The 5,083-nt window shown below is 71.7% G+C and carries 2 protein-coding genes; one reads left to right on the top strand and one right to left on the bottom strand.

Annotation, left to right across the window (positions count from 1 at the left end):
* The coding region (locus FV230_RS24300) for an ATP-binding protein (RefSeq protein WP_147844227.1) at positions 1-3,195 on the bottom strand (3,195 nt) is incomplete at its 3' end.
* Between the two features lie 285 nt (positions 3,196-3,480).
* Here FV230_RS24300 and htpG point away from each other — a divergent pair.
* A partial coding sequence (htpG, locus tag FV230_RS24295) for a molecular chaperone HtpG (RefSeq protein WP_147844226.1) occupies positions 3,481-5,083 on the top strand: 1,603 nt, incomplete at its 3' end.

Genomic DNA, 5,083 nt, shown 5'->3' with positions numbered 1-5,083 from the left:
AGCCCGAGCCGCCTCCGGCGGCGGCGTGCCCGGGGCCGGCGGCGGCTCGGGCTCGGGTTCCTGCGTGCCCGACCATTCCAGGCCGAGCAGCTGCGTGATCCGCTCGAGGAAGTCGCGCAGGTCGAAGGGCTTTGCGATGATCGCGTCGTGCGGGGCGTCGTCGCCGCGGATCGGGCTGATCTCGTGGACGTTGGCCGACATCATCGCGATCCGCCCGGAAAATCCGGTCTCGCGCAGCCGCTTGGCGACCGCCCAGCCCGAGAGCCCCGGCATCGCGATGTCGAGGAGCAGCAGGTCGGGCCGATCCGCCTGCGCCGCGGCGAGGCATGCCGCCCCGTCGGCGGCCTCGATCACGACGAGGCCCTCCGGCTCGAGGATCTCGCGCATCAGCGCGCGGTGGCCGGCATCGTCGTCGGCGACCAGCACCGTCCGCCGGGCGCCGCCGTAGGCCCGGGCCGGGACGGCCAGCGGAAGCGGCGTCGGCGCGGGGCGCGAGACCGAGGCCAGCATCAGGCGGAAGCGGAAGGCGGTGCCGCGGCCGAGCTCGCTCGTCACCGAGATCTCGCCGCCCATCACCTGCGCCAGCAGGTTGGCGATGGTGAGCCCGAGCCCGGTCCCCGGCGTGCCGGCGGCGGCCGGCGTCGCGCCGCGCTCGAACGGCTCGAAGATCCGCTCGAGGTCGGCCTCGGGGATGCCGGGCCCGGTGTCGCGGATCGTGAACACCGCCACCTGGCTGCGGTAGCTGAGGTCGAGCGCGACGTGGCCGCTCTGCGTGAACTTGATCGCGTTCGAGAGCAGGTTGAGCAGCACCTGCCGCAGGCGCTTCTCGTCGGTGGCGACCACCGCGGGCAGGATCTCGGGCCGGGTGAAGCGGAAGTCGAGGCCCGCGGCCTGCGCCTGCAGCCGCACCATGTCGACGATCTGGTCGAGCACGTCGGCGATGCGGATCTCGTCGCGGTGGATCTGCAGGCGGCCCGCCTCCATCCGCGAGATGTCGAGGAGGCCGTCGATCAGGCCCGACAGGTGCTGCGCGCTGCGCCGGATCACCCGGATGCCGTTCTGGCGCGCGGGCGGGATCGCGGCGTCGCCTTCGAGCAGCTGCGCGTAGCCGAGCACCGCGCTGAGCGGCGTGCGCAGCTCGTGGCTGATGCCGACGACGTAGCGGCTCTTGGCGAGGTTGGCGGCTTCCGCCGTCTCCTTGGCCGCCTGGAGCTTGGCGTCGGTGACCTTGTGCGCCTCGATCTCGGCCTCGAGCAGCGCGGTCTGGCGCCGGGTCTCGGCCTGCGCGACGCGGCGGCTCTCGTGGGCCAGCACGAACAGCCAGGCGACGACGCCGAGGATGACGATCAGGATGAAGAACACGCTGGTCAGCGCCGCCCGCAACGCCGCGCGGTGCTCGGGATGCTCCAGCGTCGCCCCGGCATGGACGATGCCGAGGATCAGGCCGACCACGGCGACCAGCGTCAGCATCAGGGCGAGGTAGCGCCCGAGCGGCGCGCCGATCCAGGCCGCGGTGCGTGCCGGCACGATCCGGCCGAGCGCGCCTTGCGCCTGCGCTTCCAGCTTGCCGTGCGGCTTGCACAGGTCTCCGCAGCGGGCGTCCAGCGAGCAGCACAGCGAGCAGATCGGCCCGTCATAGGCCGGGCAATGGGCCATGTCCTCGCCCTCGAACGGCAGCTCGCAGACCCGGCAGACGATCTCGCAGTCCCCCCAGTCGGCCTTCGGCGTCCGGGCGAGGTAGTAGCGCCCGCCCGTCCCCCAGGCGATCAGCGGCGCCGCCGCGAACGCGACGCCGAGCGCCAGCAGCGGCGCGAACGGTTGCAGGGCGTGCCCGAGCAGGCCGGCATGGGCGAGGTAGCCGGCGAGCAGCGCCAGCGTCATCGCCCCGGTGCCCACCGGGTTGACGGCGTAGAGGTGCGCGCGCTTGAACTCGATGCCGGGCGGCGACAGGCCGAGCGGCTTGTTGACCGCGAGATCCGACGCCAGCGCCCCGACCCAGGCCGAGACCACGACCGCGTAGAGCGGCAGCGTGCTGGCGATGGTCTTGTCGATGCCGAGCTCCATCAAGAGCAGCGCGATGGCGACGTTGAACACCAGCCACACGACGCGGCCGGGATGGCTGTGGGTGAGCCGCGAGAAGAAGTTCGACCACGCGATCGAGCCGGCATAGGCGTTGGTCAGGTTGATCTTGAGCTGCGAGACCACGACGAAGCCGGTCATCAGGAGCAGCGCGGCCTCCCGCGAGGGCGTGACGTAGCCGAAGGCGACCGCGTACATCCGCGTCGGGTCGGCGGCGTTCTCCGGCGCGACGCCGTGCGCCATCGCCAGCACCGCGAGGAAGGCGCCGAGCAGGATCTTGAGCATCCCCGGCACGATCCAGCCGGCGCCGGCCGCCAGCACCGCCGCCCACCAGCGCCGGTCGATCCGCCCCGCCTGCCGCCCCTTCGCCTCCGGCACGAAGCGCAGGAAGTCGACCTGCTCGCCGACCTGCGCCAGCAGCGCCAGCAGCACGCCGACGGCGAGGCCGAAGCGGGCCGCGTCGAGCCCGGTGCCCGCGCCCGGGGCGAGGCCGGGGAAGGCGAGCAGCGCCGCGAGCGGCGCGTCGCCCTTCCAGGCGATGCAGGCCAGCGGCAGCAGGTTGAGGCCGATCCACAAGGGTTGGGTCCCGATCTGGAACCGGCTGATCAGGCGGATGCCGTAGACGACGAGCGGGATCACGATCGCGGCGCAGGCGAGATAGCCGATCCACAGCGGCAGGCCGAAGCAGAGCTGCAGCGCCAAGGCCATGATCGCGGCTTCGATGGCGAAGAACAGGAACGTGAAGCTCGCATAGATCAGCGAGGTCACGGTCGAGCCGAGATAGCCGAAGCCGGCCCCGCGGGTGAGCAGGTCCATGTCGACGCCGTAGCGGGCGGCGTAGATCGTGATCGGCGCGGCGGTGGCGAAGATCAGCACGCCGACGACGAGGACGGCGGCCAGCGTGTTGGGGAAGCCGGTGGCCAGGACCAGCGTGCCGCCGATCGCCTCCAGCGCCAGGAACGAGAGCGAGCCGAGCGCCGTCTGCGCCACCTGGAACGCGGACCAGCGCCGCGCCTTCTTGGCGGTGAAGCGCAGCGCGTAATCCTCCAGCGTCTCGTCGGCGACGAGGCGGTTGTAGTCCCGGCGGATCGGGATGATGTGCTGGCGCCCGCTCATGGCGTGGTGGTCGGTCCCGAATCGTCCCCGGACGGCGTGGCCCGCGGACCGTGCGGCATCGATAGGCCGGATCGGCGCAGGATACGCAAAAATCGTGCGCCGCCCGCGCGGTTCGCGGGGGGCCGACAGCATTGAATTCGCGGGGCCGCGACGGCATATCGCCACCGCATCCGCGCCCCGGGTCCTGCGGGATCGGGCGCCGCGCGGACCTGTCCTGATGCGCTGCCCGACGACGAACCGACGTCCACTTCGTCCGGCGGCGCCTTGTGAAGTGGAGCGACGAACGTGAGCGAGACGGTGGAGCGGCACGAATTCGGTGCCGAAGTCGGGCGGCTGCTGGATCTCGTGGTCCACGCCCTCTATTCCGACCGCGAGATCTTCCTGCGGGAACTGGTGGCCAACGCTGCCGACGCGATGGACCGCCGCCGGTTCGAGGCGCTGACCTCGGCGATGAGCGCGCTGCCCGCCGACGCGAAGGTGCGGATCACCCCCGACAAGCCGGCGCGCACGCTGACGGTCTCGGATGCCGGCATCGGCATGAGCAAGGAGGACCTCGCCTCCAACCTCGGCACCATCGCGCGCTCGGGCACGCGGGCCTTCTCGCAGACGCTGGCGGAGGCCAAGCCCGACGAGAAGCCGAGCCTGATCGGCCAGTTCGGCGTCGGCTTCTACTCGGCCTTCATGGTCGCCGACCGGGTCACCGTCACCTCGCGCCGCGCGGGCACCGACGAGGCCTGGACCTGGGCCTCGGAGGGCCAGGGCAGCTACACGCTCGAGCCGGCGACCCGCGAGGAACCCGGCACCACGATCGTGATGCACCTGAAGGAGGACGCCGACGAGTACCTGGAGAGCTACCGGCTCGACCACCTCGTGCGCAAATGGGCCGACTTCATCACCGTGCCGATCGCCATCGTCGAGGACGGCAAGGAGGAATCGGCCAACCAGGGCACCGCGCTCTGGCGCAAGCCGAAATCCGAGATCACGCCGGAGCAGTACGAGGAGTTCTACCGCTCGGTCGGGATGAACTTCGACAAGCCGTGGGCGACGCTGCACTGGCGCGCCGAGGGCGCGCTCGAGTTCTCGGCGCTGCTGTTCGTGCCCGGGATGAAGCCGTTCCAGGCGGTCGAGGGCGAGCGCGAGAGCAAGGTTCGCCTGCATGTCCGGCGCATGTTCATCACCGACGACGCCAAGCTGCTGCCGTCCTGGCTGCGCTTCGTGCAGGGCGTGGTCGACACCGAGGACCTGCCGCTCAACGTCTCGCGCGAGATGCTGCAGACCACGCCGGCGCTGGCCAAGATCCGCCGCGCCGTCACCGGCCGGGTGCTCTCCGAGCTGACGAGCCGGGCCAAGGACGCCGAGGGCTACCAGGCCTTCTGGGAGAATTTCGGGCCGGTGGTGAAGGAGGGCATCTACGAGGACCACGAGCGCCGGGCCGAGATCGCGCCGCTGCTGCGCTTCAAGTCCTCCGCGGTCGAGGGCTGGACCGGGCTCGCCGACTACGTCGCCCGGATGAAGGACGGCCAGGAGGCGATCTACTACCTCGTCGCCGACGACGCCGACGCCCTCGCGCGCTCGCCCCAGCTCGAAGGCTTCCGCGCCCGCGGGCTCGAGGTGCTGCTGCTCTCCGACCACGTCGACGCGTTCTGGCCCGAGCAGCTCGCGCGCTTCGAGGAGAAGCCGCTGCGCTCGGTGACGCAGGGCGCCCTCGACCTCTCGAAGTTCGCCGGCGACGGCGAGGCTGCCGAGCCCCCGGCCGGGATCGAGGGCCTCGTCGCGAAGATCAAGGCGGCCTTGTCCGAGGACGTCTCGGACGTGCGCGCCACCGACCGCCTCGTCGACAGCGCGGTGGTGCTGGCCGCCGGCGGCAGCGGCCCCGACCTCCAGATGC

It is taken from the genome of Methylobacterium sp. WL6 (genome assembly GCF_008040095.1).
Taxonomy (GTDB): domain Bacteria; phylum Pseudomonadota; class Alphaproteobacteria; order Rhizobiales; family Beijerinckiaceae; genus Methylobacterium.
Note: the sequence above shows the minus strand (reverse complement) of the source record. Positions and strands in the feature narration are given on the sequence as shown.